Here is a 2,693-nt window from a genome sequence, read left to right as displayed (position 1 = left end):
GGTAAAGGAAACTTCATAGCCTATCTGGGTCTTGCTAGCCTCGATCCAGGCATCCGGAGTGTAGGGCAATACCTCCCGTCGAAAGAACGCCTCTATCCCCCCATCTTCTAACAACGGAATCTGCTCGCTGTCCCGTAAATTACTATCAGGTTCATACTCCACCACACAGAGCTTGCCGCCAATCTCCACCTCGAACAAACCGTGGAGTGGGTCAGGCTGAGTCCCCTTCTTGTGAATCTTCTTGATAATTGGCACCCCTTCCTCGGTAACCCTACTTTCAGTTTTGAATGCCTTAATTTCGGCGGCTTTGTAAACCCGCTGGGGATCTGCCCCCTCCACCCGCAAAGGACGGTCTACAGTCACCTTCCAGTAGCCAAAAGCTTCATTGGGGAAGATCTTGGATTTCTCTGTCTCCACTGGATGAAGCACCAAATCCACAATGGTACCCATCTGTTCCTCGGAGAACTCGCAGTTTTTCTTGCCGAGGTTACGTCGTAGGGGCACATACCATTCTGTTGCATCGATAAGCTGAACCTTACCCTGGCGTTCCTTGCTCTTACGATTAGTCAATAGCCAGATGTAGGTGGCGATGCCAGTGTTGTAAAACATGTTCTCCGGCAGGGCGATGATGGCCTCCAGCCAGTCGTTTTCGATGATCCAGCGGCGGATATTACTTTCGCCCTGGCCCGCATCCCCTGTAAAGAGCGATGACCCATTGTGCACCTCGGCGATACGGCTACCTAGGCTGGTGCTGTGCTTCATCTTGGCTATCTTGTTGACCAAGAACATTAACTGCCCGTCTGAGGAGCGGGTAATCATCTTATATTCTGAGTCACCACCGTGCTGGGTGACAAAGCGTGGGTCTTTGATGTCTCCCTTACCCCCCAGGCGCTCCAGGTCAGTCTTCCAGCTCTTGCCGTAGGGAGGGTTAGACAGCATGAAATCGAATTCCTGCGACGGGAAAGCATCGCTGGAGAGGGTGGAAGCATACTTCATATTCTCCGCCTCAGCCCCTTCACCCTTGAGGAGTAAATCGGCTTTGGAGATGGCATAGGTCTCAGGTTGTACTTCCTGTCCAAAGAGGTGGATGGAGACCTCCTTGCCATGGTTCAGAGCCAATTCAGCTAGGCGTTCCTCCGCCACCGTCAGCATACCGCCGGTACCACAAGCCCCGTCATAAACTAGGTAGGTACCGGATTCAATCAAGTCGGCGATCGGTAGAAAGATCAGGTCAGCCATAAGCTTAACCACATCACGGGGGGTGAAGTGCTCACCCGCTTCTTCGTTATTCTCCTCATTAAAGCGACGGATCAGTTCCTCGAAGATGGTGCCCATAGAATGGTTATCGAGTGCCGGAAGCAGCTCCCTACCTTCCATATCCTCCAAGGGCTTGGGGCTAAGGTTGATACGGGAGTCGAGGAACTTCTCCAGCAGGTGTCCGAGGATATCTGCCTCGATCAGCGTAGGAATCTGGTTGCGGAACTTAAACTTGTCGAGGATCTCCTGGACGTTAGGTGAAAAGCCATCTAGGTAAGCCTCGAAATCAGCCTTGAGCTGCTGTTGCTTAGCCCGATTCTTTAGGTCACGCAGGGTAAAAGGTGAGACATTATAAAAAGCCTCCCCGGAGGCCTGACAGAGAGCCGCGTGCTGGTTAGCAATCCCTGCCGCATCCAACTGACTCTTCATACCGAGGACTTTTTCCTTGCTCGGCTCTAAAAGTGCGTCGAGGCGCCGGATGACCGTCATCGGTAGAATCACGTCACGGTACTTGCCCCGCACGTAGACATCCCGCAGAACATCATCAGCAATGCCCCAGATAAAGTTAACGATGTTGTTGTGGCTTACAGGGTTCATAGATTCGCGGTGTCTTGGCTGTCTTCTATTCCACTAAGAAAAGTTAAGCTCCAGCTAGTCAATACCTTAAGCATTGCCAGGGATCTTAATGGCAGTAATGTTCTCCTACTTTCCGCTTTTACTAGCTAATGCCCTAATTCTAGGTGAGTTTGGTACAACCCTAGTGGAAGTACTTTGTAGGGAATAATTAGTGCTCCTAGTACTGATCTTAATTCTGTAGGATACATACCCCATGCAGGAACGGGGTGGATCGAAGTCCCCTTTTGGGCGTAGGTGACGGTGATGGCAGGAATGGCGATCTCTTTACTCATTGGAGATGTTTATCCATGCGCTCCGGGGCGTACATCTCGGCGATCGTAGGGAGAAAGTAATACTCTCGGGTAAGGAGGATGTTTTCCGCGCAACGGGTAAGATCGAGTTTATCTTGTTCGGTGAGGGTAAGGGCAGGGACGGTGTTTCAGTGCAGGGTATTGGAGTAGCAAAAATTGGTTCTCATGCGGAAGCAGACTGTACCGATCCAAACCCGGTGGATGCGGGAGGCTATCAGTGCCATATTACACAGTGGGGTAAAAACCAAAGTTGTCGAGCGTAATGAGGACATTTTAAACCGGCAAGACTCGCCTACTTTAGCTGTCTCAAGGGGTGTAATGGTAGCCGGCTTGTAGAAAGTAGACGCTGTCATCCTTCGCCTGATAAACCAAACGTTGTTCCAAGTGGGAGTGTCAAGAAATTTGTGTAAAGGGGAAATTAGAAAAGAAAAGAATTAGGGTGTTCAATAGCAAAACAAGCAAGAGCCGCCTTCCAATGCTGGATGGGCATAGTCCATTTGCGGCAAATAC

The 2,693-nt window shown here is 50.6% G+C and carries 2 protein-coding genes; both read right to left on the bottom strand.

What is annotated here, in order from left to right:
• Positions 1 to 1,854, bottom strand: a 1,854-nt coding sequence (locus IQ219_RS18800; protein ID WP_194073620.1) for a class I SAM-dependent DNA methyltransferase, incomplete at its 3' end; no start/stop codon positions are given.
• 457 nt (positions 1,855 to 2,311) lie between these two features.
• Positions 2,312 to 2,455, bottom strand: coding sequence for a type IIL restriction-modification enzyme MmeI (locus IQ219_RS20645; RefSeq protein WP_368667638.1), 144 nt, complete (start codon positions 2,453 to 2,455; stop codon positions 2,312 to 2,314).
• Between the last annotated feature and the right edge of the window lie 238 nt (positions 2,456 to 2,693).

The sequence above is a fragment of the Synechocystis sp. LEGE 06083 genome, assembly GCF_015207725.1.
GTDB classification, from domain to species: Bacteria; Cyanobacteriota; Cyanobacteriia; order Cyanobacteriales; family Microcystaceae; genus Synechocystis; species Synechocystis salina.
This window is presented reverse-complemented; position numbering and strand designations above follow the sequence as displayed.